This is a genomic window from Saccharopolyspora rosea, from assembly GCF_025643595.1.
GTDB lineage: Bacteria > Actinomycetota > Actinomycetes > Mycobacteriales > Pseudonocardiaceae > Saccharopolyspora > Saccharopolyspora rosea.
In genome coordinates this window covers 3,012,568-3,038,734 of the sequence record NZ_CP102826.1, presented here as the reverse complement: position 1 = coordinate 3,038,734, position 26,167 = coordinate 3,012,568, and the positions used below count along the sequence as shown (strand labels likewise).

General features: G+C 68.8%; 17 protein-coding genes. 6 read left to right on the top strand and 11 right to left on the bottom strand.

Annotated elements, in window-relative coordinates; translation table 11 throughout:
• Nucleotides 1-8 precede the first annotated feature (8 nt).
• A complete protein-coding gene (purU, locus tag NV263_RS14100; RefSeq protein ID WP_263253647.1) occupies nt 9-857 on the top strand; it encodes a formyltetrahydrofolate deformylase in 849 nt (282 codons plus the stop codon).
• 348 nt (nt 858-1,205) lie between these two features.
• On the opposite strand, the gene NV263_RS14090 is transcribed toward purU, so the two are convergent.
• From NV263_RS14090 to NV263_RS14080, 3 genes are all read right to left on the bottom strand, one after another.
• Nucleotides 1,206-3,488, bottom strand: a complete 2,283-nt coding sequence (locus NV263_RS14090) for an FdhF/YdeP family oxidoreductase (RefSeq protein ID WP_263253646.1) — start codon at nt 3,486-3,488, stop codon at nt 1,206-1,208.
• A gap of 232 nt (nt 3,489-3,720) precedes the next feature.
• Nucleotides 3,721-4,623, bottom strand: a complete 903-nt coding sequence (locus tag NV263_RS14085) for a LysR family transcriptional regulator (RefSeq protein WP_263253644.1) — start codon at nt 4,621-4,623, stop codon at nt 3,721-3,723.
• Between the two features lie 143 nt (nt 4,624-4,766).
• The gene (locus NV263_RS14080; protein ID WP_263253642.1) at nt 4,767-6,170 is read right to left on the bottom strand and encodes an MFS transporter; all 1,404 of its coding nucleotides are present in this window, start codon (nt 6,168-6,170) and stop codon (nt 4,767-4,769) included.
• Nucleotides 6,171-6,961: 791 nt separating this feature from the next.
• On the opposite strand from NV263_RS14080, the gene NV263_RS14075 reads away from it, so the two are divergent.
• Entirely contained in the window at nt 6,962-7,327 is a 366-nt protein-coding gene (locus NV263_RS14075) for a hypothetical protein (RefSeq protein ID WP_263253640.1), read from the top strand.
• 159 nt (nt 7,328-7,486) lie between these two features.
• Here NV263_RS14075 and NV263_RS14070 read toward each other — a convergent pair whose 3' ends face one another.
• From NV263_RS14070 to NV263_RS14050, 5 genes are all read right to left on the bottom strand, one after another.
• Nucleotides 7,487-8,464, bottom strand: coding sequence for an electron transfer flavoprotein subunit alpha/FixB family protein (locus tag NV263_RS14070; RefSeq protein WP_263253638.1), 978 nt, complete (start codon nt 8,462-8,464; stop codon nt 7,487-7,489).
• A gap of 2 nt (nt 8,465-8,466) precedes the next feature.
• Nucleotides 8,467-9,237, bottom strand: a complete 771-nt coding sequence (locus NV263_RS14065; protein ID WP_263253637.1) for an electron transfer flavoprotein subunit beta/FixA family protein — start codon at nt 9,235-9,237, stop codon at nt 8,467-8,469.
• Nucleotides 9,238-9,265: 28 nt separating this feature from the next.
• A complete protein-coding gene (locus NV263_RS14060) occupies nt 9,266-11,782 on the bottom strand; it encodes a GcvT family protein (RefSeq protein ID WP_263253635.1) in 2,517 nt (838 codons plus the stop codon).
• A 29-nt stretch (nt 11,783-11,811) separates the two neighbouring features.
• Entirely contained in the window at nt 11,812-12,519 is a 708-nt protein-coding gene (locus NV263_RS14055) for a GntR family transcriptional regulator (RefSeq protein WP_263253634.1), read from the bottom strand.
• Nucleotides 12,520-12,863: 344 nt separating this feature from the next.
• Entirely contained in the window at nt 12,864-13,814 is a 951-nt protein-coding gene (locus NV263_RS14050) for a PIN-like domain-containing protein (protein ID WP_263253633.1), read from the bottom strand.
• Between the two features lie 282 nt (nt 13,815-14,096).
• Between NV263_RS14050 and NV263_RS14045 the strand changes: the two genes are divergently transcribed.
• From NV263_RS14045 to NV263_RS14030, 4 genes are read left to right on the top strand one after another with little or no spacing between them, the layout of a single operon-like run.
• Nucleotides 14,097-15,650, top strand: coding sequence for a TIGR02677 family protein (locus NV263_RS14045; protein ID WP_263253631.1), 1,554 nt, complete (start codon nt 14,097-14,099; stop codon nt 15,648-15,650).
• Nucleotides 15,647-16,891: a TIGR02678 family protein gene (locus tag NV263_RS14040; RefSeq protein ID WP_263253629.1), complete on the top strand. Its 1,245-nt coding sequence runs from the start codon at nt 15,647-15,649 to the stop codon at nt 16,889-16,891. Before NV263_RS14045 ends, NV263_RS14040 begins: the two co-directional genes overlap by 4 nt.
• Entirely contained in the window at nt 16,878-21,053 is a 4,176-nt protein-coding gene (locus tag NV263_RS14035; protein WP_263253628.1) for a TIGR02680 family protein, read from the top strand. Before NV263_RS14040 ends, NV263_RS14035 begins: the two co-directional genes overlap by 14 nt.
• Nucleotides 21,043-22,314 carry a DUF2220 domain-containing protein gene (locus NV263_RS14030; RefSeq protein ID WP_263253626.1) on the top strand — a complete coding sequence of 424 codons (1,272 nt, stop codon included), beginning with the start codon at nt 21,043-21,045 and terminating at the stop codon, nt 22,312-22,314. Before NV263_RS14035 ends, NV263_RS14030 begins: the two co-directional genes overlap by 11 nt.
• Before the next feature lie 131 nt (nt 22,315-22,445).
• On the opposite strand, the gene NV263_RS14025 is transcribed toward NV263_RS14030, so the two are convergent.
• The 3 genes from NV263_RS14025 to NV263_RS14015 are packed head-to-tail and all read right to left on the bottom strand — an operon-like array spanning nt 22,446 to nt 26,161.
• Nucleotides 22,446-23,444: a TIGR03842 family LLM class F420-dependent oxidoreductase gene (locus NV263_RS14025; protein ID WP_263253624.1), complete on the bottom strand. Its 999-nt coding sequence runs from the start codon at nt 23,442-23,444 to the stop codon at nt 22,446-22,448.
• Nucleotides 23,445-23,459: 15 nt separating this feature from the next.
• Nucleotides 23,460-24,866: a dihydropyrimidinase gene (hydA, locus tag NV263_RS14020; RefSeq protein WP_263253623.1), complete on the bottom strand. Its 1,407-nt coding sequence runs from the start codon at nt 24,864-24,866 to the stop codon at nt 23,460-23,462.
• The gene (locus NV263_RS14015) at nt 24,863-26,161 is read right to left on the bottom strand and encodes an aspartate aminotransferase family protein (RefSeq protein ID WP_263253622.1); all 1,299 of its coding nucleotides are present in this window, start codon (nt 26,159-26,161) and stop codon (nt 24,863-24,865) included. The genes hydA and NV263_RS14015 overlap by 4 nt, the downstream gene beginning before the upstream one ends.
• Nucleotides 26,162-26,167 lie beyond the last annotated feature (6 nt).

Sequence of the window (26,167 nt, the reverse complement as noted above, 5' to 3'; positions counted from 1 at the left end):
AGACTCCTGTGACGCGTTCGTTCATCCTCACCCTGAGCTGCCCCAACCGCACCGGCATCGTCCGCGCGGTCAGCGCCTACCTCTTCGAGCACGGCTGCGACATCGGCGAATACCAGCAGTTCGACGACTCGGTGCGCGACCGGCTGTTCCTGCGCACGCAGGTCAACGCGACGCACGAGATCGACCTCGACGAGATGGCGCGTGGTTTCGAGCCCATCGCCGCGGACTTCGAGATGACCTTCGCCTTCTCCGACAACCGCGGCGCGCGGATGCTGGTGATGGTCTCCAAGCTCGGGCACTGCCTCAACGACCTGATCTTCCGGTGGCGGGCGGGCAGCCTCGGTGGCGACATCGTCGCCGTGGTGTCCAACCACGAGGACCTCCGGCCCATGGCCGAAGGCGCCGGCCTGCCCTTCGTCCACATCCCGGTCACGCCGGAGACCAAGCCGGAGGCCGAAGCCCGGCTGTTGCAAGTGGTCGACGACTACGACGCGGAACTGGTGGTCCTCGCCCGCTACATGCAGGTGCTGTCCGACCAGACCTGCAAGGCCCTGCACGGCCGGGCGATCAACATCCACCACTCGTTCCTGCCCGGGTTCAAAGGCGCCAAGCCCTACCACCAGGCCTACGACCGCGGGGTCAAGCTCGTCGGCGCCACCGCGCACTACGTCACCCCGGACCTCGACGAAGGCCCGATCATCGAACAGGAAGTGATCCGGATCGACCACACCTACGACCCCAAGGCGTTGCAGACGGTCGGCCGCGACGCCGAAGCCCTCGCACTGTCCCGAGCGGTGCGCTGGCACTGCGAGCGCCGGGTGCTGCTCAACGGGCACAGCACCGTGGTGTTCGACTGAGCGCCCTGCACTGCTCGGAAAAAGCCGAATCCGGACGAGGTCGTCCAGGAGCCGCGCTCCAGCGGGACGTCGGGGGCCGCGACCCCCGGAGCCAGCGCGACGGCGTCGCAGGTGCTCCCACCGTCCACTGTGGCGTCCGCGCGGTACCGGGCGCTGCGCACCGCATCGGCGGAGCGCACCACGCCCTCGCCCACCAGGAACCCGACCGCGAGGTCGACGTCCGCGCCGGGCGTCCGCAACGTCACCGCGAGCGGACGCCCTCCGACGCTCTCCACCGGCTCCTCGGCCGCCGGCGCGTCGGGCCGGTGCGAGTGTGCACCGACCACCCCGTGCCGCCTTCCTGGCGAGTCAGCCCACCGGCTCCAGCCGGACCACGATTCCCTTGGACGTGGGCGTGTTGCTGATGTCGGCCACGCTGTCCAGCGGAACGAGGACGTTGGTCTCCGGGTAGTACGCGGCCGCGGAACCGGGAGTCGTCGGGTAGGCGACGACCCGGAAGTTCGCAGCGCGGCGCTCCTCTCCGCCGCGCCACACGCTCACCAGGTCGACCTCGCTGCGGTCGGCGATCCCGAGGTGCGCCAGGTCCGCGGGGTTGACCAGCACCACCCGCCGAGCGCCGTGAATGCCGCGGTAGCGGTCGTTCATCGCGTACGGGATGGTGTTCCACTGGTCGTGGGACCGCAGGGTCTGCAGCACGAGGTGCCCGGCGGGCGCGGCCAGCATCGCGAACTCGTTGCGGGTGAAGGTCGCTTTCCCGCTCGCGGTGCGGAACTCCCCGTGGTTGGCCGGATTGGGCAGCCGGAAACCACCGGGCTCGGCCACCCGGGCGTTGAAGTCCTCGAATCCCGGGACCACGCGGGAGATCCGGTCGCGGATCGTGCCGTAGTCCGCCTCGAACTCCTCCCACGGGATCGCCACCCGGTCACCGAGGGTGCGGCGGGCCAGCCGGCACACGATCGCCACCTCGCTGAGCAGTGCGTCCGACGCCGGTTCCAGCCGACCGCGCGAGGCGTGCACCTCGCTCATCGAGTCCTCGACCGTCACGAACTGCTCACCGGTGGCCTGCACGTCGCGGTCGCTGCGGCCCAGCGCGGGCAGGATCAGCGCGGTCTCGCCGCACACCGCGTGCGAGCGGTTGAGCTTGGTGGAGATGTGCGCGGTGAGCCGGCAGTTCCGCATCGCCTCCTCGGTGACGTCGCTGTCCGGCGTGGCGCGCACGAAGTTGCCCGCGACGCCGAGGAAGAACTTGGCGCGACCGTCGCGCATGGCCCGGATGGAGTCCACCGAGTCCCAACCGTGCTCGGTGGGCGGGGTGAAGCCGAACTCGCGCTCCAGCGCGTCGAGGAACGCCTGCGGCATCCGTTCCCAGATGCCCATCGTGCGGTCGCCCTGCACGTTGCTGTGCCCGCGCACCGGGCAGGCTCCCGCGCCCGGCTTGCCGATGTTCCCGCGCAGCAGCAAGAAGTTGACGATCTCGCGGATCGTGGGGACGCCGTGCTTGTGCTGGGTCAGGCCCATGGCCCAGCAGACGATGATCCGCTCGCTGCGCAGCACCCGGTCGCGGACCTCCTCGATCTCCTCGCGGCGCAGACCCGTGGCGGCCAGCACGTCGTCCCACGAGATCCGGCGGACGTGCTCGGCGAACTCGCCGAACCCGCTGGTGTGCGCCTCGATGAACGCGCGGTCGAGCACCGTGCCCGGCGCGTCGTCCTCGGCCTCCAGCAGCAGCGAGTTCAGCGCCTGGAACAACGCGAGATCGCCGCCGGGGCGGATCTGCACGAACTGGTCGGCGATCGCGGTGCCCCGGCCGATCACACCGCGGACCTTCTGCGGGTGCTTGAACCGCATCAGCCCCGCTTCGGGCAGCGGGTTCACCGCGATGACCTGACCGCCGTTGCGCTTGGTCTCCTCCAGCGCCGAGAGCATCCGCGGGTGGTTGGTGCCCGGGTTCTGCCCCACCACGAAGACCAGATCAGCCTGGTGCAGGTCGTCGAGACCCACCGTGCCCTTGCCGACACCGAGCGTCTCCTGCATCGCCGATCCGCTGGACTCGTGGCACATGTTGCTGCAATCGGGCAGGTTGTTCGTGCCGAAGGCGCGGGCGAACAGCTGCAGCAGGAACGCCGCCTCGTTGCCCAGCCGCCCCGAGGTGTAGAACAACGCCTCGTCAGGGGAATCGAGCCCGCGCAGCTCCTCGGCCAGCAGGCCGAACGCCTCGTCCCACTCGATCGGCTCGTAGTGGTCCGAGCCGGGGCGCTTGACCATCGGCTCGGTCAGCCTGCCCTGCTGGTTGAGCCAGTAGTCGGACTTGCCGGCCAATTCGGAAATGCTGTGCCGGGCGAAGAAGTCGGCGGTGACGCGGCGGGTGGTCGCCTCGTCGTTGATGTGCTTCGCGCCGTTCTCGCAGTACTCGTTGAGGTGGCGCTGCGCGGGTCCGGCCTCCGGCCACGCGCAGCCGGGGCAGTCGATCCCGGTGGCCTGGTTGACGTTGAGCAAGGTCAGGGCGGTCCGGCGGACCGAGGTCTGGCTCAGCGAGTACCGCAGGGCGTGCGCCACCGCGGGTACACCGGTCGCCCAGGTCTTGGGCGGCGTGACGGACAGATCGTCACCGGGGTCTTCGATCGTGCTCATCCTCGCCCCTGTCGTCTCGGCGTCCACTCGACTGCTTCCCGCGCACGCTGCCCCGGGACAGCGCGACACCGCCGCCGAACGGGGTTTCACCGCCGAAGGCCGCGGTCATCGAACGATCGGAATTGCCCGCGGAAGAAGCGCTCCCACGGGTTTTCGACGACACTCCCGGAATTGTCAAAGAGACGTTCCCGATCACGAGATAGGCGCCACCTATCAGGATTTCCCGCGGCGGTCACTCCAGTTCCGCGGCGACGTCGATCGACCGCGCCACGTCCACGAACGCGCGCCCGACCACGGAACCGGGTTCCCGGGAGGACAGCACCAATCCGACGCGTGCGGCGTGGTCCGAGCCCTCGATCGCGACGGCGCGCACGCCCGCGGTGTCGTCGAGAGCGCGGGCGAAGGGGGCCGGAACGATGCTGGACCACTGCCCGGTGGCGACGTGGGAGCACAACGAGGCGATCGAATCGGTTTCCAGCTGCGGAGACGGCGCGACGCCGGCTGCACCGAACAGGGCGTCCAGCCTGCGCCGCCCCCGCATCGACGAGGACAACAGGCACAGCGGCACGCGGGCGGCCTCGGCCCAGCTCACCGAGTCACGCCGGCCGAACTCGCCGTCGGACGGCGTCAGGAACACGTACCGCTCCCGGTACAGCGGAACCGCGGTCATGCCGACAAGGTCGGGATCGGTGACGTAGGTCAGGGCGGCGTCGATCTCGAAGTTGCGCAGTCGGCGGGAAATCTCGTCGGTGGACAGGTCGGCGAGCACCCGGACCCGCGCCAGCGGGTGCTTCGCGCAGAACGCGGCGGTGAGCAGCGGAACGGCGGGCGCCGCGGTGGGGATCACGCCCAGGGTCAGCTGTCCACTCAGCCCGGTGCGCAGGGCGCCGACCTCCTGCCGCATCGACTCGCGGTCCGCCAGGATCCGCTCCGCCCACCGGACGATGCGCTCCCCTTCCTGCGTGAGCCCCTGGAAACGCCGCTCACGGCGGATCAGCGGCACCCCGAGCTCGTCCTCCAGCTTGCGGACCGCCTCCGACAGCGTCGGCTGCGAGACGTAGCAGGCCCGGGCCGCGCGGGCGAAGTGCCGTTCTCGGGACAACGCGACGAGGTACTCAAGCTGCCGGAAGAGCATCCGCCCACCTTACGGTTCGGCGGTCACGGCCCCGCCGAACGGCTCGGCCCCGCCGAACGCGGTGCCGTCGCGGAGCGGGCGAACCTGACGGCCTCACGCGCACGCTCCGCCGCGATCCGCGCGCCCGGCGACGGACGCGTCCGTCATTCCGATGCGCGGTCCGGGGCGCGCACCTCGTCCTCCGATTCCACGGCGGGGCCCGAGCCCAGCAGCGGTTTGTTCGCCGACTCCTTGGTGAACCACACGGCGACCCCGCCGATCACGCCGGCCCCCATGAGGTAGTAGGCCGGCCACATCAGGTCGCCGGTCGTGGCGATCAGCGCCGTCATCACGGACGCCACGGTTCCGCCGAACAACGACACGGAGATGTTGAAGGAGATGGACAACGCTCCCTGGCGGATGCCGGTGGGGAACAACGCGGGCAGCGTGGAGGGCATGGTCGCACTGAACACGACCAGCATGAAGCCCATGATCATGAGGCCGGCGAAAACGGTGACCGTGGTGTTCTGCTGGATCAGCAGTATCGACGGGACGGACAGCACCACCAGCGCGACGCAGCCGGTGAGGACCACGGGTCGGCGGCCGATGCGGTCGGAGAGCTTACCGATGAAGGTGATGGCGACCAACATGACGACCATGACCGCGATCTGCAGGAGGTAGGACTCGGTCTCGCCGATCCTCGGCGGCAGCTCGTCGGACAGGTAGGTGGGCATGTAGGAGGTGAGCATGTAGTTCGTCACGTTGAACACGAGGACCAGTCCCGCGCACAGCAGCATGGCCGGCCAGTGCCGGACGAAGATCGAGCGGAACTCGTCCTTGGTGCCCTTGTCCGCGTTCCCCTCGTGCAGTTCGGCGAGCTTGGCGAACGCCGGGGTCTCCTCCAGTTTCAGCCGCAGGTACATGCCCACCAGCCCGAGGGGGCCCGCGACGAGGAACGGGATGCGCCAGCCCCAGGACAACAGGTCGGCCTGGGACAGCGCCGCGCCGAGGACGGTGACGATGACCGCGCCCATGATGTAGCCGACGAGCGTGCCGAACTCCAGCCAGCTCCCGAGGAATCCTCGACGTTTGTCCGGCGCGTACTCGGCGATGAAGGTCATCGCGCCGCCGTACTCACCACCGGTGGAGAAGCCCTGGATCAGTCGTGCGAGCAGCAGCAGGATCGGCGCGGCCACGCCGATGCTGGCGTAGCTGGGGATGATGCCGATGCAGAAGGTGCCGACGGCCATCATGATCATGGTCGCCGCGAGCACCCGGGTGCGTCCGATGCGGTCGCCGAGCGGGCCGAAGAACAGGCCGCCGAGGGGGCGGACGAGGAAGGCCGCCGCGAACGTTCCGAAGGTGGCCAGGAGTTGTGCGGTGGGACTGGAACTGGGGTAGAAGACCTTGCCGATGGTGCTCGCCATATAGGCGAACACGCCGAAGTCGAACCATTCGGTGATGTTGCCGACCGCCGCGGCGGCAACCGCTCGCCGGATCAGCCCTGGTTCGACGACCGTTGTCGAGGATGGTGTCGAGGTTCTTCCGGTTGAAGCATCCGCTGACATGGCATTCGGCACCGGTGCGGCGCCGCCTCCTTCCAACAGTGGGTGCACGAGCGGCCACTACTCCGGATCGCGGTTCCGGTGAACCGACCACTGCGGCTCTTGGCGTGGAACTGCTGCTGGAGAACGGGAAACGGGCGGTCCGCCGACTCGCGGGAACGCTGTTGCGACACCACGCTCGCACCTCTCCTCGCCTGCGCCGGCCAGGCTCTCCGCCCTTTCCGCTGTCCTCGGCAGGAGGACTCGCCGATGCGCTCCGTTCGTCATCCGTTGCGCATTCGGCAACCCGTCCCGATGGATGCAACACCCTGGCTGTGCGAGTGGAGGTTGTCAAGGGCCCCGGATGCCCCACCGCCGGTTGCCCATCCCTGGCCCAGCTGCGCTGACCTGCGAAAACAACAGGCCCTTCTGACCGACGACTGATACCTCAATGTGCGGTCAGGCGCCACGGCTGTCACCGAGCAACGCCCTTGATCGCGCCCACCGGGATCCGCAGCACGTTCGCACCAGCTCCAGCCCCCTCAGACGGGACCGTCCAGGCGAACAGCGATGCCCCGCGGCACAACGACGCGCACAGTCCATATCGGACTTCCAACACGAGCAGCCGAGTTCGGGCGGCACCGACAATTCGGCGCAACGGCGGAGTCCGCAGGAGCTCGACAACGAGCCCGACTTCGCCGGGAAAGCAGGCGGATACCGGTCCACATGACCGTCCTCATGCGACACCGGCAGGCGTTGTGTCCGCACCGCGAAGCGCAGATCGGCAGCGCCTATCACATCATCGAAAATGCGTCTTGGACGGACTCCTCGCCCCTCAGCAGAATCGGAATCGCGTCAACGACAACAGCATCAGCGTCGCCGAGCACGCCGTCATGCAGATCCTCGCGCTCGTGCGCAACTTCCTCCCGGCGCACGACCGGGTCGCCGCCGGCGGCTGGAACATCGCCGACTCCGCCGCGCGGGCCTACGACCTGGAGCATGGACGTCGGGGGGGGGCTCGCCGCGGGCCGCATCGGCCAGGCGGTGATGCGCCGACTGGCCCCCTTCGACGTGCGGCTGCACTACTTCGACACCCACCGGTGGTCAGGGGCGGCGAGCTGGCCGGCACCGGTGCGAAGTCCTACACCGCCGGCGCGGACGACGAGCCCGGCGGACGATGAACCCGCCGCGGTTCTGACGAGCCGGTGCCCAGACGGCGACCGCTCGCGGCCGTGTCGTGCACGCGTGTGCACGGCACGGCCGCACATCGTCTTGCGGCCCAAGCCGAGGGGTTCGGCCACGGCCCACCGACGTCCACTGCCCATTGAGGACGAATCCGGTCATCCCGCCCCCGCACGTCGTTTGATCTCCTCGATCACCGCCGGGAGCACCTCCTGCACGTCGCCGATCACCGCGTAGGCGGCACGGGTCACCATGGGCGCCTGGTCGTCGGTGTTGATGGCCAGGATGGTCTTGGCGTCCATGCAACCCACCCAGTGCTGCGTCGCCCCGCTGATCCCGCACGCGATGTAGAGGTCCGGTGCGATCTTCGTGCCGGTCAGGCCCACCTGGTTGCTGTGCGGGCGCCAGCCGTTGTTGGTGGCCACCCGGGAACAGCCGACCGCACCGCCGACCAGCCCGGCCAGCTCCTCCAGCACGGCGAAACCCTCCGCGCTGCCCACGCCGCGACCGCCGGAGACGACGACCCGTGCCGTCGCCAGCGTGACACCCGACTCGCCGCCCGCCGTGCGCTCCACGAGCGCGGTGTGCGCCATCCCCTCGTCGAGCGGGGGCTCGAACCGGCGCAGCTCGACCTCGCCGTCGACCGGGTCCGGCGGCACGACCTCCGCACCGCCGGGCGCCAGGGTCACCAGCTTGACCGGCGCCCGCAGCTCGGCGTCTTCGAGCAGCACACCGCCGACGCGCTGGCGGGTCAGCGTCCACGGATCGCCGGTCGCGACGGCGAGGCAGTTGGTCGCCAGCGGCAGCCCGGTGCGCGCGGCCGCCTGGGCCATCAGCTCGTTGCCCCGGTGGGACGCGGCGGCCAGCACACCGCCCGGTTCGACCTGCCGGATCAGCGCGGCCAGCGCCTCGCCCCAGCGCTCCGGCGAGTACTCGCCGAGCAGTTCGTGTTCCAGGACGTACGCCGTGCTCACCCCGTGCTTGGCCAGGTCCGTGCTGAGGTCCCCGGCCGCGGCGAAGGCCACCGCGGCGACCGGGACGTCCATCTCACCGGCCAGGGCGTGCGCCCGCGCCACCGCGCCCGCGGAAGCCGCGGTGAGGGCACCCTCCTCGGCCTCGATCACTGCCAGCAGCATGGTCACACCACCCCGAGCTCGGTCAGCACGTCCACCACCGACCCGGCGGCCCCGGCACCGTGGCCGAGCACCACCGTCTCCTTCTCCGCTTCCGGCGGCGGGCGCAGTCGCACCTTGCGCAGACCGCCGACCTCCAGCTCGGGCCGAACGGTGCGCAGCTGCGTCTTCTTCGCCCGCAGCCGACCCTTGATGCTCGGATACCGGGGCAGGTTCAAGCCCTCCTTGACCGCCACGGCCGACGGCAGCGGCGCCTGGTACACCTCCACGCCGTCGCCGGCCGGGCAGCGGAACGTCGCGCGCCCCGCCTCGGGATCCACCTCGATGCCCTTGATGCCCCCGACGACCGGCAGCCCCAGCGCGTACGCCACGCGGATGCCGACCTGGTAGTTGCCCGCATCCGCCGACTCGTTGCCGAACATGACCAGGTCGAACCGCTGGCCGTCGGATTCCAGCTCCCGGATCGCCGCGACGATCGCCGACGCGGTGGCCTCCGGGTCAGTCTCCGCGGGCCCGGTCTCCACCAGCACGCCGTGGTCGGCTCCCATGGAGATGGCGTAGCGCAGCTGCTCGTCGGCCTCCGGCGGTCCGACGGTGAGCACGGTCGCGCTCCCGCCGAACCGTTCGACGATGCGCACGGCCTCCTCGACCGCGCACTCCTCGTGCGGGCCGATGGTGAAACCGAGGTGGCGGGTGTCGACGTCCTCGCCGTCCTCGGTGAGCGGGATCTTCGCCCCGGTGGCGGGAACCCGCTTGACGCACACGAGCACGTTCATCGCTGATCCTCCCTTCGGCCCGGTGCGGTCAGGCCTTCATCCGCTCGTCGTCCGGATCGAACAGCGGGGTGCGGCCGACCCGGGCCACGGTCACCGGGTAGCGGTGCCCCATGTACTGCACGGACAGCCGGGTGCCTTCCACCGCGTGCTCCGGCGGCAAGTAGGCCATCAGCAGGTAGGCGCCGAGCGACGGAGCCGAGCCGGCCGAGGTCACGTAGGACGGACGGCCCTTGCGGTCGACGATCCGCTCGCCGTCCTGGGTGAGGATCGGTTCGCCGCCCTGCGGGTAGCGCCGCATCCCGGACGGGTCGCGGTGGTCATCCACGGTGAGCGTGCACAGCACCGCCGCGCGCGCCTCGTCGCGCGCGGCCAGGTAGGGCTGCTTGCCGATGAAGTCGGCGGATTTCACCTTGGGCAGCGCCAGGTCCGCCTCGACCGGGCCGTACTCGGACTCCAGCTCGGCGCCCATCAACCGGTACCCCTTCTCCAACCGGCCCGTGGTGCCGTACACGCCGATCCCGGCGGGAACCACGCCGAGGGGCCGACCGGCCTCCCACAGCGCGTCCCACAACCGCTGCCCCTGCTCGAACGGCGCGTGCAACTCCCAGCCGAGGTCGCCCACGTAGGACAGCCGCAGCGCGAGCACGGGAACACCGTCCACGGCGATCCACCGCCCGGTGCCGAACGGGAAGCCCGCGTTGGACACGTCGTCCTCGGTGACCGCGGAGAGCAGGTCGCGGGCGCGCGGTCCCCACACGCCGATCGTGCACACGGCCGAGGTCACGTCGGCGAACCCGACGGAGCCGTCCTCGGGCAGGTGATCGGTGAACCACTTGCGGTCGCGAGCCCCGTCCGCACCGCCGGTGACGATCCGGAACCGGTCCTCGGCGAGCCGCACCACGGTCAGGTCGCTGCGGAACCCGCCGTTGTCACCCAGCACCGGCGTGTAGATCAGCCGCCCGACGGGACGGTCCATCTGCGCCACGGTCATCCGCTGGATGTAGTCGAGGGCGCCCGGCCCGGACACCTCGAACTGGGCGAAGGCGGTGAGGTCGATCATCGCGACGCGTTCCCGCATGGCCAGGTGCTCGGCGTTGGTGATCGGCGACCACCACCGCGCGTCCCACTCGTGCGGCCGGTCGTCGATCCGGTCGGCGAACTCCTCCAGCAGCGGCCGGTTCGACTCGTACCAGTGCGGCCGTTCCCAACCGCCCACCTCGAAGAACCGGGCACCGAGTTCGGTCTCCCGGGCGTGGAACGGGGACAACCGCTGCTGCCGGTTGGACTCCCACTGCTCGCGCGGGTGCACGATGCCGTAGGTCTTGTTGAACCCCTCCGAGGCGCGGGCGCGCACGTGGTGGCGGGTGCGCTGGCCCGGGTAGAAGCGGGCGATGTCCGCGGAGTGCAGGTCGATCTCGGCGTAGCCCTCGGTCATCCACTGCGCCAGCATCCGGCCGACACCCGGACCTTCCTTGATCCACACGGCCGCGGCCGACCACAGCCCGCCCACCTCGGGGGTCTCCCCGAGCAGCGGGCCGCCGTCCGGGGTCAGGGAGAGCAGCCCGTTGATCGCGTGCCGGATCCCGGCGCCCTCGGTGGCGAGAATGCCCGGGAACAGCTCCAGCGCCTCCTGCATCTGCTGGTCGAAGTCGTCGGCGGTGAACGGAAGCTGGGTCGGTGACAGCTGTGCCGCGGCGATCGACGGGATGTCGTCCGGGTCGTGCAGGATCGGCCGGTGCGCGTAGGAGCCGACCTCAAGGTCCGCTCCGCTCTGCCGCTCGTACATCAGCGGGTCCATGTCGCGGACGATCGGGTAGGCGATCTCCGTGCCGGTCTCCGCGAGCTCGGGGATCGGGCCGACGTCGATCATCTGGTGCACCGCGGGGGTCAGCGGGATGCTCGCCCCGGCCATCCGGGCGATCCGCGGGCTCCACACACCGCAGGCGATCACCACGGTCCCGGTCTCGATGTCCCCGCGGTCGGTGCGCACTCGCCGCACCCGCCCGCGTTCGGTGTCGATCCCGAGCACCTCGGTGTGCGGGGAGACGGTGAGCGCGCCGAGCGCGGTGGCCTGCTCCCGCATCAGCGCCCCGGTCTGGAGGGGATCGACCACGGCGACCGACGGCGTCCAGAACCCGGCCTTGATGACGCTCTTGTCCAAGAACGGGACCAGTTCGGCCACCCGACCGGGGCTGATGAGCTCGGCGTCGATGCCCCAGGACGTGGCCGAGGCCATCCGCCGGTCGAACTCCTCGACCCGGGCCTGTTCCCGGGCGACCTCGATGCCGCCGCAGGTGGTCAGCGTGCCGAACTTCTCGTACTGGCGCATGGAGTCCAGCGTCAGCGAGGTGATCTCCTTCGAGTGGTCGACCGGGAAGATGAAGTTCGACGCGTGCCCGGTGGAGCCGCCCGGGTCCGGCAGCGGCCCCTTGTCCAGCAACACGATGTTGCGCCAGCCCAGATCGGCCAGGTGGTGGGTCACCGAGTTCCCGACGATCCCGGCGCCGATCACGACGACGTCGGCACGGTCCGGAAGGCTGCTCATGGGTTCCTCCGTGTGGGTCCGTGGGTTGCTCAGAGCACGGCGCGGATCTTGTCCTCGAAGTCGGCGACGTGCGCACGCATGAACTGCTCGGCGGAGTCGGCGTCCCCGCCGCGAATCGCGGCGAGCAGGTCGACGTGCTCGGCGACCGCGTAGTCCAGGTGCGGTACGTGGTCGAGCACGAAGAACCACAGCCGCAGGCTGTGCACGAAGTACTCTTCGAGCGTCGCCGCCAGGAAGGTGTTGTAGGTCGCCCGGTACACCAGCCGGTGCACCCGCTGGTCGAGCCGCATCAGCTCGCGGTCGTCGACCGCGGCGGTGCGGCGGAGCTCGGCCAGGAGCTCATCGGCGGTCTCCAGGTCCCGGCCCTTCGCCCGCTGGGCCGCCAGCCGCCCGGCGTACCCCTCAAGCTCGATCCGGATCTCGCTGATCGCCCGCAGATCACCGAGATCGACGTGGCTGGCGAACATGCCGCGCCGCGGCGCGACCTCCACCAGCCGGTCGTCGGCCAGCCTGCGCAACGCCTCCCGGATGGGAGTGCGCCCGAGGCCGAGCTCGCGCTGCAACACCCGCTCGTCGAGCGTCGAGCCGGGCGGCAGGTCGAGCGTGATCAGCCGGTCGCGGATCAGGTAGTAGGCCTTCTCGCTCAGGCTGCCCACGCTGCGCACGCCGGGCTCCAGCGTGGTCAGCTCCGGCAGGACGTGCCTGCCGTCACCCTGGGATGTCGAAGGCGTAGCCACTGATACACCGTAGGTATATCAGCGCTATGCGCAACAGCCCGCGCCATGCGAAACAACACGATAGGGCGACACGCTGCCTTGTTCGTGGTAGCCGACAGCCCGGCCACCAGGTCGGAGATGGCTCCCTTCCCCAGTCACACGCGTGATACGGGGACACCGGGCAGGCCGCTTCGCAACGTGGCAGTCGATGCCCGACTGGTGATGCGGCGTTGTCCGGCAGCGAAGGCTCGGCCCGTGAACACGAGGGGCCTACCCGTCCGGTCTGGCGATGCGTCGCGTCGCGGATCTCCACCCGGCACCGGCCAAGCCGACGCCAGTGGCGCCTACGACATCTCTGGCACAGCTCAGTTGAACAGGTGGGAGCCGAGGGGGCGCAGCGCGCCTTCCACGTCCGCTGGACCACAGTCGGAAGTCGACACATCCGGGCTGTCGTACAGCTTCGTTTCAGCGTATGCGATCAGCTCTTCGGTACTGATCACTCGGAAGATGGCGCCGGCATCCCGGTTCAGCTCCGCGACGAGACTCGAATGAGCACCGTTGGGTCGTCCATTCCGGTGCTCCACCCAACCGTTGTCCTTGAGGTCCAGGGTCACGAGCACGATCGGCCTGGTGGACGGGCATTCCGAAGCGAACTCTTTGATCTCCTGCCAGATCAGGCCGTCGTTGTACTTGCGATCACCGGGCTTCTTCCGGTCTGCCCATACAGGTGGTCGTCGTTCGCTCTCGCGGTTCTTGCCGTCCTCTTCCCATGCCCTGCGCTTCTGCTGTCCGGGGTCCGGCCACACCCGGCCTTGCACCAATCGCTTGAGCCTGTCCTCAACGAAGGCCTGTTGATCTTCTTCGACCAAGTCGTGCGAGTCGCCCTGTTCCCTGATGAATTGAACGAGGCGCTGCGCCGCCGCGCGGAAGTTCCGCAACGCCAGCTGAGCCTCGCCTCGGTCCGTGCCCCAGTCGTGGAAGCCCCGCCGACACCTCATCTCGATCTTGCGAAAATCCGTCAGCACGGCGTCGGCCACGTTGGCGATGTCCCGCTGCGCTGCCGCCACCGCGCCGCTGCGCATGTTGTCGACCTCGACCATGACCTGGTGCGGCACCCACATGCGGTCTGCGACTTCCTCCAACGCCCGCAAGAGCACGTCGCGTTCCTCACGTCGTACGACCTTGTACGGACGGAGCAATACGTTGGTATCGCAGATGAACGCACAGGAGGACAGTTCCGCAAGAAGTCCTTCAGGATTCACCCAGAAAGACCAGTCTCCGTGGAAGCCGTCGAAAACCGGCCTCGAACCGTCCACTGCACCCTCCAGGAGAATTCCGGTGCGACCCAGCTGGTATGTGCCCTGCCGGTCAATGTCACAGGGGTTCGCTACGGTAGCACCGACCTGAGGGACGCCCATTCGACATTGCGCTCCAACGAACCGATCGACCTAGCTCGAAAACGCGGGAGGACTGCGGTGGACACGGAAGACTCTCCGGCTTCCGAGGTGGCAACGGCTGTCGAAGAACCCCGTTCGACCTCGCGCCGGAGACCTCCCGGTACCGATCCGGCCGTCTCACTGCCTGGGCGAATGCGCATCGTGGCCTACCTCGACAACGAGAACACGCCGTTCTACCGGCTCGTCCTGGACGTGCTCCTCGAAGAGGAGAGGGCACTCGGATTGCACCTGCCGACCGCCGAGATCGGGCGGCGACTCCAGCAGAAGATCGACCAGATCGACCCGGACATCTCTCCCCCGCCAGTTGAACAATTGTTGACGCAATTGCATACCTGGGAGAACGTCGATCGCATCCAGAACACCCACCGGAAGGGCACCTACCAGGAGTACCTGAAGAAGGACTACCTGTACCAGCTCACCCCGGCCGGCGCCGAGGTCCACGCAATGCTCGGGCGCATTGACACCGAACTCGGTTCCGCCGGTGCATTGCAGGCCTCGATGTTGCCGGAGGTCCTGCAATCCCTCCGTGAACTCGTCTCGCTGCTCAACAGCACCAGCGGCGACTCCGCGGCGAACAGCGACGCGGAGGCCCACTCGCGCGCCCTCTACGCCAGCTTGCAGCGCATCACCAACGGCTTCACCCAACTGTCCGAGAACGCCAAGATGTTCGTGCAGGGACTCAACCGCGCCGTCGAGCTCAACACCGAGCTGGACACGGAGGTCTTCCTGGCGTACAAGGACGTCGTCGTCGAGTACCTGCAGACCTTCGTCATGGCGTTGGTGCGCTACACCTCGCCGATCAGCGAGGCGATCGACCAGGCCGAGCGCGCGGGACTCCGACTGCGGCTGTACCGGCTGGCGCTGGTGGAGGCTGCGCCGGTGATCGGCATGAGCCAGTCCGAAGTCGTGCAACGCGACCTGGAAGACCTGCGCTCCCAATGGGATGGCTTGCGCGGTTGGTTCTTCGGCGAGGCCGACCGCGCACCGGTGGCGCAGATCCTCCAGGACCGCGCGGCCGATGCGGTGAACCGCATCGTCGCGATCGTGCGCCGGCTCAACGACCAGCGCTTCCGGCGGGTGAATCGAGCGTCCGACCTGCTCACGCTGGCCACGTGGTTCGCGAGCACCTCGAACGAGGTGGAACGCGCGAAGCTGTGGCGAGCGGCGTTCGGCATGTACTCAGCACGCCATCTCGGCACCGCCCACCGCGCGTCCAGCGACCTCGACGTACGACCAAAAACGAGCTGGTGGGAGACGCCACCGGCACCAGTCGAGGCTCGACTGCGCAAGCAGGGACCGCGGGCGGCGACTGGCCGACCTGCCAGAGTCGGAGATCCACGCACCGCCAAGCAACGCCTCGCCGCGCTGCAGGCCGCCGAGCAGGCCGTGAACGATGCCGCGGTACGCACCTTCACCGAGCTTTCGCTGTTCCGGGTCGAAGAACTTCCCGTGCTCTCGGAGAAGCAGTTGGAGATCCTGCTGCGCTGCCTGAGCGTCGCCCTCGCAGCCAGCCCCGACAAGCAAAAGGCACGCCACGGCCGGACCACCGACGGGCTGCTGCACATCACGGTTCGCCCCGCTGAGCAGGATCCCCACGGCCGTCCTGCATCGGCTGTGCTGCAGACCGAGTGCGGGGCGCTGGCGATGGAGAACTTCGAACTGACCATCACCGACCTGCGGAGAGGTAGCCGATGAGCACCCCTGACATGGATCTCGACGAACTCCGTTCTGCTGCGCGCACGCTGGTGTGCCGACCGCTGCTGCGGGCCGGAGGGCCGGAGGCCAAGATCGCGGCGCTCGTTCGTCGGCCCGCCTACCGTGCCGAACTCCAACGCTGGTTCGAGCGGAACCTGGGGTGGCGCCTGGTCGTCGACCGGGACGTCGTGCGTTTACACAAGATCCCCGCCGACTCACCGGCCCATTCGCGGGACGCCCCGAGCCAACGTTGCTGCGTGCTCTACTGCCTGCTGCTGGCTTCCCTGGAGGAGTGCGGCGAGCAAACAGTGCTCACCGAGCTCGCCGAACACGTCACGCTTCTCGCTGCGTCCCGCCCGGGCATTCCGGCGTACGACGCAACGCAGCTGAGGGACCGGCGCGAGTTGGTCAAGGCGATCCGGTTGCTGGTAGAGCACGGGGCCCTTGTTCCCACCCGGGATGCTGCCGCCACGCAGGAGGACGAGTCGGCGTACGTGACCGGCTCCGGCAACGCGATCTATGACATCGACCATCGAGCCGCTGCGCTACTGCTCGCGTGTCCGGTTCCGCCGACTCGGGCGGGTACCCCGGCTGGACTCACAGATGAGCCGGTGCCCGATACGCAAGACGGGCACAACCGCCACCGCCGGCACGTGTTGATGCGGCGGCTCGTCGACGACCCCGTCCTGTACCTGGATGACCTCCCCGAGGACCAGCAAGCGTACTTCTACTCGCAACGCCACTCGTTGCTCCGCGAGCTGGAGCGGATGCTCGACGTCCGGGTCGAGGTGCGCGCTGAGGGAGCAGCTGTCATCGACGACGTGCTGACCGACATTCGGTTCCCCCAGGACCGCACGGCGCAGTTCGCCGCTCTGCTGCTGGCCGGTGCGCTCGCGGAGGAGCCGGGCGTGCGCTCCCGGGAGAACTTCGTGGTCGGTTCCGATCGGCTGGCAGAGATCTCGCACTGGCTGGCGGACAAGGTCGGCAACTACGTCCGCACGATCCAGCAGCACCCCGTCACACCGAAGACCGTGCTCGACGCCGCCCGCGAAATGCTGGTTGAACTGCACCTGGTCGAACTCCTTCCGGACGGAGTACGGGTGCTGGCGGCGCTCGGCAGGTATCGCAACAACCTCCCGGACAGGGTCGGTTCACCATCGCCGACACCCCTGTTCGACGTCCTCGACAGGACCTCGATGGCAGACACCTCCGAAGGAGGCGCACGCGATGACGCACGCTGATGCAGCGACGCAGGAGCTGCGAGCTGCGCTGGAAGCCCTTCTCGCGGGAAGGCGGCCCGAACCGTGCAGGTACCGATTCCAACCGCTGCGAATGGGGCTGCTGGACATCTGGCAGTACGACGAACAGGAATTCGCCTTTCACGATGGTCGCGTGATCTTGCGGGGCCGTAACGGCAGCGGGAAGACGAAGGTGTTGGAAGTGACCAGCCCCTTCCTGTTCGACGCGAACCTCACCGCCCGGCGACTCGACCCCTTCGGCACGTCCGCGAGGTCGATGCGGGACAACCTGCTCTACGGGGACCGCAAGCACCAGATCGGGTACGTCTGGTGCGAGTACGGCAGGCTCCTCCCCGACGGCACGGCCGAGTACCGAACGTTGGGTGCCGGCATGCGCGCGCAGGCAACGAGGAGCGGCCCTCCCGACTCGTGGTACTTCCTGACCGACAAGCGGGTCGGTTGCGATTTCTCGCTGTACAGCAGCGGCCGCCAACCCCGCAACGACAAGGAACTTTCCGAGCAACTGGGGTCGGGAGCGGTGTTCAACACCGCGGAGAGCTACCGGGCCTCGGTGGGACGCGAACTGTTCGGCCTCAACCCCGACCGGTTCCGGTCGCTGGTGGAGCTTCTCATCACACTGCGGCGTCCGAAGCTCAGCGAGAACTTCGGCGTCGGCAAACTCACCGAAATGCTCCGCGACGGACTGCCTCCTGTCGACGAGGCCATGGTCGACGAGCTGGCCCGTGGATTCGACGCTCTGGCGAGAGACCAGGACGAACTCCAGGACCTCGTCAACACCAACGCTGAGGTGGATAGGTTCCTCACGCAGTACCGGGCCTACGCGCGCAAAATGGTGCGTCACGGTGCTGCCAACGTCCGGTCGATGGTCACCAAGTACGACGACGTGACACGTGAGAAGCGCGCCGCAGAAGACGTCCTCGCCGAATCGCAGACCCGCGCAGAATCGTTGCACCAGCTCGCCAAGGAGCTCGAACTGGGCCTCGCCGAGCAGAGCGCGCGAATCCGCTCGCTGGAGCGACGCCCCGAGATCGAGCAGCAGGCTGTCCTGCTGGCGCTGGAGAAGCAGGCAACCGACGCCGACCGGAATGCGGCGGAAGCCGCAGAACGGTTGACCGATGCACAGAAGGAGCAAGAGAGCCTGGAACGAGAACTGCGCCAGGCGGCAGGGGAGCTTCACGCTGCGGAAGAAGTCCTCGACAATACCCGCACGACCGCAGCGGAACACGCAGGGAAGTGCTCGTTGCGGTTGGAGCACGAGGTGCAGGCAGAACGACTGGGCACGGACCCGTCGTCAGCGCGGACCGTGCTGGAGTCGGTGGTCGACGCCCGCCGCGCAGCAGCCCGCCACGCCCGCCAATTGGTGCGCACCAACGACACCGCTCAGTCGGCGTTCGCCCGAGCTGAAGCGATCCGCGACGACTACGCCGCCCGTCGAGACGCCGCGCGTGAGGAAGTCGTCCGCCGGCAAGGTGTGCTCACGGCTGAGATCGAGGGGGTGAGCACCGCAGTCGTGTCGTGGTCTGGTGACTGCGCGGAAGGCGCTTGGGCTGATGACGACGTGGACCGCCTCCTGGCGGCCGTCCACGAGGCAGGTCAACCTGGCTGCGCCGCACTCGCGGATCTCGTTCAGGAGCATTTCAGCGCTGTCGAAAGCAAGTTGCTGGCACTGCGGGCGCAGATCGACAGCGAACACCGACACGCGGACTCCGAACTCGCAGGCCGCACTGCCGAGCGGGCGCGGGTGGCCGAAGAGGAGGACCCGACCCCTCCAGCTCCCCCCGTGATGCGGCGGGACAGGACGGCCGAAAACCTGGCGGGCGCGCCGTTGTGGCGGGTCTTGGACTTCGTCGATGACCTTGCCGACGACGTCCGCGCGCACGTGGAAACCGCACTGCTGGGAGCCGGTCTGCTCGATGCGTGGGTGACCCCGGACGGGACCTTCCTCTCTCCCGAGACGTTGGACGTGATCCTTGTAGCGCACCGAACCGGCTCTGCGGAGGAGCAAGACCTCCGAGCCGTCCTGAAGCCCGCCCAGCAGTGCGCACTTCCAGCCTCGACGGTGAATGAGCTGTTGGGGAGCATCGCGTTCCTCACCACAGCAGATCCCCACCGGGAAGGCCCCTGGATCAGTGCGGACGGCGGTTGGGCGATCGGTCCGCTGCGGGGAAGAACTCGCGGCACCGAGACGAGCTACATCGGAGCCGCGGCGCGGGAGCAGGCGCGGTGGCGCCGCCTGCAGGCCCTGGACCTGGAGATCGAGGAGCTCTCCCGAACCGTCCGAACGCTCTTGCAACGTCGCAGCGACATCGAGGAGCGCCTCGCCCGAGTGTCGAGCGAACGAAGAAGTTGCCCCAGTGACCAGCCGGTCCGGGAAGCCCGCACGCTCCTCGATGCCGCAGTTCGAACCGCGTCCGACTTCGACGCGGAGGTCACCCGAGCCGAGGAACGTCTCGCCGCGCGCCGCAACGAGTTGAACGAAGCGTCACAGGCGTTGCACAGGTACACCAACGAGCATTCGCTCCCCATCTCGTCGGCAGCACTGGACGAACTCGAGATCGCTCTTGCCGACTACCGGTCGTGGGTGCGTGAGCTGGTCACCAGGGTCGAGCGGGTGCTTACTGCACGGGAACGCGTCGGAGCCGTGCGCGAACGGACCGAACGCCAACGACGGCGGTGCGAACGGACTCTCGAAGCCAGTTCGCGAGCCCAGTCCAGAGCCGTTGAGCTCCGGTCCGAGTACCAGTCCCGGTACGAACTCATCGGAGCGGACGTCGAGCGAGTCCTCGCCGAACTCAACGAGGCGAAGGCACAAGCTGAGCAGATCCGCGAAAAGCAGCAGGAGGTCGCGGAGAGCAGGCACGCCGCGGCTGAGGAACTCGGATCCGCCCGCGCGAGCCTGCAGGCCGCTGAGAACAACCGCAAGCAACGCGAAGCCGAACGAGCCGCTGCCGTGGCCACCTTCGAGAAGCTGCGCAAGCACGGGTTCCTCGCGTTGACCGAGGTGTTCGGCCTCGACGACCGGGTGGACGCGAGTTTGACCCGGAGCGTCGAGGATGCGCGACGTGTGGAACAAGCGCTGCGCAGTGAGGACATCACGGAGAAGGCGCGCAACAACGCCCGCAACAACATCGACGACCGGTTCCGCGATCTGCAGCGGCAGATCGAGGGCGCCGACTGGCGTCCGTGGGGCGACAACGACGGCGATCTGTTCATCGTCAAAGTCACCCACAACGGCATCGACCACTCCGTGCCGGAACTGCAGCAGATCGTCAAGCGGGAGATCGAGACCCGGCAGGGCTACTTGGACGAGCAGGAGCGGAGGCTGTTTGCGGAGGTACTCCTCGGCCGCATCGGCGAGCACCTGCGCCAGCGGCGGGTGGAGGCCAACAGCCTCCGGGATCGGATGAACGAGCTGCTGAGGAAACAACCGACTGCTTCCGGCATGCGGATGCGGCTGATCTGGGAGCCCGACCCCGACGCCGGTCCTGACGTCAAGCGCGCCGTGGCGCTCCTGGACCGGCAAGCTGCGCAGTTCCTTTCCGACGAGGCCCGGGACGAACTGGTCGGCTTCCTCGCCGCACGTGTCCGCAAGGCCAGGGAGGACGACTTGGTCGGCGACTGGAAGGAACACCTGCACGAAGCCCTGGACTACCGCAAGTGGTCCCGCTTCCGACTGCAGGTCAAGCACGGCGAGGCCAGTTCATGGGCCGACCTCAACGATGCCACGCACCAGCAGGGATCTGGTGGCGAGAAAGCAGTCATGCTGCAGCTCCCGTTGTTCGTTGCAGCGGCAGCGCACTACGAAGCAGCCATCCCGAGTGCTCCTCGGCCGGTATACCTCGACGAGGCATTCGCTGGTATCGACGCCGAGATGCGCGGCAGCTGCATGGAATTGCTGGCTCAGCTGGATCTTGACTTCGTGATGGCCAGTCACGACGAGTGGGGTTTCCACGCCGAAGTACCCGGGTTGGTGACCTACAACCTGTACCGCGACCCAGCGGTGCACGGAGTCCTCACCACTCCATTCGTCTGGGACGGCCGCACCAGCCGGATGATGACCGACCCCGCGTTGAGGAACGACGAACCCGCGTTGAGGAACGATGAATCTGACGAGGCCGAGGGAGGAGGTCTCCTTGCACGGTGAAATCACGGAAGATCTGCGGCGATGGATGGACAAGCCCGGGCCCGCGAAGTTTGTGGAGGAGCTGCGGAAGCGACTGGTCAACGGCGGGAAGCTGCACGGTCGATTGCGCTTCCGCTCCGGTCCGATCAGCGAGGACGAACGTCGGGAGATCGTCGAGCTGCTCGGAGACCGCAAAGGCACGGTATCCACTCATTCGGTGCAGCTCGACCACGCCGCGGAGAGTTTGCGCGCCAGCCGATACCCGGTCACGTTGGAAAAACTCGTCGAGGCCCGGCATGGGACTGTGATCACGAAGTTCGAGGCGAAACGCGCTCGGGTCGCTGACAAGACCCGAGAAGTGGCGCAACGACGCGACGAACTGCTAAAGCTGATGCTCCCGGTACCGCAGCTGGAACGGGAGCGTGTACTGCTCGCGTCCATGGAACCCTCAGCGACCGATCGCGTTCCTCCCCGGTCTGCTACCAAGGCCGGTGCGTGGGCAAGTTACGCCACGGCGATCAAAGCGGCGGCCTGGTGGTGGCCGAGGCACCTGGCTGGGGAGACGACTCCGGCCAAAGGCCTTGCGGCATCCGCCCTGGGCGGGGCGAAGAAGTGGACCACTGCAGGCAAACTCGCCTTCCAGAATCTCGTTGGCATGGCCTTCGATCAGGCGCTCGCGGTCGAGGACACCGAGATCCGCCTGAACGGTCCGCTCGTATGGAGGGTCGACGACGTGATCGTCGACGCCCGGCTCGGGGACCCATGGGTGAGCATCCCAGCGAGCGGCGCGCTTCGGCTGGGTGCGCTCGTCGGGCGACCGGACGGCATTCTGTTGGTGGAGAACCAGACGAATTTCCAGCACGTGTGCACCGACTCGACGGTTCCGGAACACTGGCTTTGCGTCTGGATCGCCGGGTTCGCCAGCGAAGGCCTCGTGCGTTTCATTCGCAAATTCTCCGATTGGCCGCTCGCTGCCTGGTGTGACCTCGATCCGAGCGGCATCGACATCATCCAGAACCTCATGCGTGAAACCGGTCGTCACGTGCACGCCGTGGGTATGGAACCCGAGCTCTGGGACGCCGCGGCGAAACGAGCGGATCCCGCGGAAAAACGTGCGAAGTGGCAAGGAAGGGCGAAACGCCTGGCTGCTGAGGGCCCGCAACACCTCCGCCCACTAGCGCATGCGATTGCCACCACAGGCGAGCGGGTTGAGCAGGAAGAACTCGCCGTCTACGACAGGGTGATCCCCACCCTCGCCGAACGGCTGCGCGGACTCCGCTGACGACGCAGGCACGGCCTGCGCCGGCTCGACCGCGCGGCATGGAGCATCGGCCGGGGGGATAGCGCTGGCCAAGTCCCGGTCAGCGGGACCAGGTCCATCCCCGGACTCCTCCTGCGGTGCGGGTGGCATGGTTACGCCAGTTCGGGGATCACCGCCTGCCCGTAGGACTCCACCGTGGCATCGATCGCGTCGTGCATCGCGTAGATCGCGAACTGGTCGACGCCGGCCTCGCGCAGTTCGTGGAGCTTGTCCAGGTGGGCACTCGGCGGTCCGAGCAGGCAGAACCGGTCGACGATCTCGTCGGGGACGAAGTCGGTGCTGCGGTTGCCGGCCCGTCCGTGGTGCGAGTAGTCGTAGCCGTGCCGGTCCTTGATGTACTCGGTGAGCGCGGTGGGCACCGCCTCCGACGCGTCCCCGTAGCGCGTCACCAGGTCCGCGACGTGGTTGCCGACCATCCCGCCGAACCAGCGGCACTGCTCGCGGGCGTGCGCCAGGTCGTCGCCGACGTAGGCGGGGGCGGCCACGCAGACGGTGATCGAGTTCGGGTCCCGACCCGCGTCCGCGGCAGCCTGGCGCACGTGGTCGACCATCCACCGGGTCAGGTACGGGTCGGCCAGCTGCAGGATGAACCCGTCGGCCTGCCTGCCCACCAGCTCCAGCGCCTTCGGCCCGTAGGCGCCCATCCACATCGGCAGGCTGCCGTCGCGCACCCACGGCAGCCGCACCGCCGTGCCGTGCAGCTGCACCTCGCGGCCCTCGGCGAGTTCCTTGATCACGCGCATGGCCTGCTCCAGCACGGCGAGCGTGGTCGGCTTGCCCCCGGTGACCCGCAGCGCCGAGTCGCCGCGACCGATCCCGCAGACCGTGCGCGGCCCGAACATGTCGTTGAGCGTGGCGAACACCGAGGCGGTGACCGTCCAGTCACGAGTGCGCGGGTTGGTCACCATCGGACCGATCCTGAGCCGCTCGGTCGCCGCCAGGACCTGGCTGTGGATGACGAACGGTTCCTGCCACAGCACGCAGGAGTCGAACGTCCAGCCGTGCGTGAAGCCGAGCCGTTCGGCGCGGCGCATCCGGTCCACCAGCGACCACGCGGGCGGGTCCGTCTGCAGCACGAGTCCGAAGTCCATCGCCCTCCCCTTCCGTCAGCCCAGGTAGTCGCACGTGCCGCGCGCGACGAACCGACCGCGCCCGGCGCGCCCGGTGTAGGTGCCGTCGTCGAGGATCACCTCGCCCCGGGACAGCACGGTGCGGACCCGGCCGGTCACCCGCCGACCTTCGTAGGCGTTGTAGTCCACGTTCATGTGGTGGGTCTCGGCGGAGAGCACCTGCTCGGCGCGCGGGTCGTAGACCACGACATCGGCGTCCGCCCCGGGTGCGATGGTGCCCTTGCGCGGGTGCATGCCGAACATCCGCGCCGGGGTCGTGCTGGCCAGCTCGACCCACCGGCGGCGGCTGATCCGGCCCTCCACCACGGCCTGGTGCAGCAGGTCCACGCGGTTCTCCACGCCCGGCATGCCATTGGGGATCTTCGAGAAGTCGCCGCGGCCCAGTTCCTTCTGGGAGGCGAAGCAGAACGGGCAGTGGTCGGTGGAGACCACCGACAGGTCGTCGGTGCGCAGCGCCCGCCACAACGACTCCTGGTGCTCGGCGGGGCGCAGCGGCGTCGAGCAGACGAACTTGGCTCCCTCGAAGTCCGGCCGCGCCAGCTCGTCGACGGTCAGGAACAGGTACTGCGGGCAGGTCTCGCCGAACACGGCGATCCCGTCGTCGCGGGCCCGGGTGATCTCGGCGACGGCCTCGGTGGCGGACACGTGCACCACGTACAGCGGCGCACCGGCCACTCTGGACAGTTGGATCGCGCGGTGGGTCGCCTCGGCCTCCAGCAGCGGGTGCCGCACCCGGCCGTGGTGGCGCGGATCGGTGCGACCGGCCGCCAGCGCCTGCTGCACGAGCACGTCGATGGCGATGCCGTTCTCCGCGTGCATCATCGGCAGCGCCCCGTTGGACGCGGCCTGCTGCATCGCGCGCAGGATCCGGCCGTCGTCGCTGTAGAACACGCCGGGATAGGCCATGAACATCTTGAAGCTGGTGACGCCCTCGCCGACCAGCGCGTCCATCTCCTTCAGCGCCGAATCGTCCACATCGGACAGGATCATGTGGAAGCCGTAGTCGATCGCGCACTGCCCGTCGGCCTTGGCGTGCCAGGCGTCCAGCCCCTCGCGCAGCGAGCGCCCGATCGACTGGATCGCGAAGTCGACGATCGTGGTGGTGCCGCCCCACGCCGCCGCGCGGGTGCCGGTCTCGAAGGTGTCCGACGCGAACGTGCCGCCGAAGGGCATCTCCATGTGGGTGTGCGCGTCCACCCCGCCAGGGATGACGTAGTGCTCCTCGGCGTCGACGATCCGGTCGGCGCTCTCCGCCCACCGCTGCGCCGGTTCGGATCCGTGCGCGGCGAGCGCGACGACGCGTTCCCCGTCGACCAGCACGTCCGAGCGGGTCTCCTCGGTCGCGGTGATCACCAGGCCACCGCGGATCACGGTTGTGCTCAACGTCGCCCCGCTTTCTCCAGTGCGTCCAGCAGGATTCCGGCGCCCTCGCGGGCCTCGGGCTCGGTGAGGCTCATCGGCGGCGCGATGCGCAGCACGTTGCCGTCGAGCCCGCCCTTGCCGACCAGCAGCCCGTTTCGCCGGGTCTCCTCCAGCACGAAGGCGGCCAGCTCGGGTGCCGGGGCGCCGTCCGGGCGGGCCAGCTCGACACCGATCATCAGCCCCTTGCCGCGCACGTCGGCCACCACCGGGATCCGCCCGAGCGCGGTGTCGAGCTGTGCGCGCAGCACCGCGCCGGTGCGGGCGGCGTTGCCCGGCAGGTCGTGGGCGAGCAGGTAGTCCAGGTTGGCCAGGGCCCCGGCCGCGGTGACCGGGCTGCCGCCGAAGGTGGAGATGGAGTTCGCCGACAGGCTGTTCATGATCTCGGCGCGGGCGACCACGCCGCCGATCGACAGTCCGTTGCCGATGCCCTTGGCGAACGTGACGATGTCCGGCGCTCCGCGCGCGCCGTGCGCCTGCCAGCCCCAGAAGTGCTCCCCGGTGCGCCCCCAACCGGTCTGCACCTCGTCGCTGATCCACAGCACCCCGTGCCGGTCCAGGACCTCCTTGAAGCGTCCCAGCAGCCCGTCGGGCGGCGTGGCGAACCCGCCGACGCCCTGCACGGGCTCGGCGATCAGGCAGGCGACGTTGCTCTGCAGCTGGTCGAGCACGTCTTCCAGGTCGGCGACGCAGGCGTCGGCGAACTGCTCGTCGGGCAGCCCGGCGAACGGCGCGCCCCGACGGCGGGTGGCGTGCACGTAGGCGGTGCGCAGCGGGGACAGGCTGGTCGGCAGCCAGCCACGGTTGCCGGTGACCGCCAGCGCCGAGAACGACCTGCCGTGGTAGCTGTTGCGCAGCGCCAGCACCTGGTTGGAGCCGCGGTAGCCGGTGGCCAGCAGCAGCGCGGTGTCGTTGGCCTCGGTCCCGCTCGTGGTGAAGAAGACCCGCGGGTCCTCGACGCCGGACAGCTCGGCCACCCGTTCGGCCAGCTCGATCATGGGCCGGTTCAGGTACAGCGTCGAGGTGTGCAGGATGCGGCCCGCCTGCTCGCTGACCGCGGCGGTCACCTCGGGCAACGCGTGCGCGGTCATCGTGGTCAGGATGCCGCCGAAGAAGTCCAGGTAGCGGTTCCCCTCGGCGTCCCAGACGTGCCGCCCCTCCCCGCGCACCACGTCGATCGGCTCGTCGTAGTACAGCGACAGCCACTCCGGCAGCACCGCCCGGTGCCGCTTGGTCAGCTCGGCGTGCGCATCCGTCATGACCCC